This window comes from Romboutsia sp. (assembly GCF_035470145.1).
Taxonomy (GTDB): Bacteria; Bacillota; Clostridia; order Peptostreptococcales; family Peptostreptococcaceae; genus Romboutsia_D.
Map to the genome: position 1 here is coordinate 1 of NZ_DATIRC010000361.1, position 1,642 is coordinate 1,642.

Annotated in this window: 2 protein-coding genes; both read left to right on the top strand. The window is 32.4% G+C overall.

The window, feature by feature from the left end; translation table 11 throughout:
* Positions 1 to 47: 47 nt before the first annotated feature.
* Entirely contained in the window at positions 48 to 272 is a 225-nt protein-coding gene (locus VLM92_RS14385) for a hypothetical protein (protein ID WP_325277016.1), read from the top strand.
* A gap of 951 nt (positions 273 to 1,223) precedes the next feature.
* Positions 1,224 to 1,642 (top strand): hypothetical protein (locus VLM92_RS14390; protein WP_325277017.1); only part of this gene is annotated, 419 nt, incomplete at its 3' end.

Genomic DNA, 1,642 nt, shown 5'->3' on the forward strand with positions numbered 1-1,642 from the left:
AAATCGATTGTTGAAACGCCATTCCTTTAAAGTTGAAAGGGGGAGAGATGGAAAAGGCCTATAAATTTATTCAAACTACTTTACTTGGATTAATGGTAGGAGTGTTAATTATACTTCTATACCAGTTCAAATATTGGGCTAATGATATTAAAATGACATTACGCAAATCGATTGTTTATCAAAATAATGAGTATGTAAAACAATACTTAGAAAATTCTGCGAAGAAAAGGCCGACTCGTGAGGTGCCAAATACACCTAAATATATAATTTAAAAATAAGTTGGCCACAAATTCTCTTCAACATATAGATTTACCTGGGTGTATTACCACTAAAATAGAGCTGGAATCCATAATATAAATGAAGCAGCTATGATAGGCAAAAGCTTTAAATTAGAGACCTTAATTTGAAGATGAAAAGGAGAAAGTGAAGCATGAAACACTATTTGATTTTTACCTTGGCTTTCTTTCTTTGGACATGTCTCAATCTTTATTTAAGGCGCATAAAAAGGGAAAAAATAATCCAGAAAGAGATGGAAATACTTAATCATGAAATATTTAAAGATAGAATAATATCTAACAGAAAACAGATTCAGAACACTGTGGTTCCCCAAAAAGCAACAATAAATAATCTTAAACTATTAGTTTTTGGAGTTATTTTTTTGTGGTTCTGTTTAACATTTTATGATCTTTTTAAAGATTTTTCTTGGACGGAAAGTATTGATAAATTTAAATGGGTTCTGATTAATGTGAAAATTAATCTTTCGACAGGTATCAATAGTTAACTCTACGGTTCTGTCAACGAATTGCCGATCACTACAATATATCAAAATCATGACCATGCGAAGATCTTTTGTGTCCCATTGACATATCCGAAAAAAAGCAGATTACATCCTGCCCAAATAATTTCAAGTGTTGTGCTTCAATTCCATTATTGTAAATTAGCCATGATTCCTTTGGGTCATGTTTAGGGCTGTCTTAATGGGAATTCCCAACTTAAATTCCTCCTCTTCGGCAGCCCGTTCTTTTTCCGACCTATAGATCCCCCTGCAATTTGCCAAGATTTCCTATTGCATTTCGTTTTGTTGTAATTTAATAGAGTTATATAGAAAGGAGCATATAAAAATAACCTGTAACAAAGAGGTTGTCATGGACTGAATATCAAGACCCCATTTCTCTTAGAGGTGGGGTCTTGTGTTTTCTATAATACTGTTAATGGAGGTCGAAATGAAAAAGTATTTGATACCATTTTTAGCATTTTTTTTGATTATTGCTTGTTCGGGCGATAAGGAAGAAACAAAAGAAGCTAACAAGACGAAGGAAGCTGTGCCTCAAACACAAAATCTCTCGATTCAATTTGATGTCGATAGTTTAATAGGGAAAAGAATATCAGAAATTAAAAAAATACTTGGCCCCCCTTCAGCAGAGTTTATACCTAATCAAGCACAACTGAAGCTTGATCCTAAAATGGTATCATCGGCTGAATGGCATAAAAATGGAGTGGGAATATCCGTAGATTTTAAGGGAGATCAAAAGATAAATTATATTTTTGTTAGTAATGATATATCAAAGTACACAAAACAAGAATTAATTAAAGTTGCTAATCTTAATCCATATAGTAAGCGTTATGTTATAAAAGAACAAAG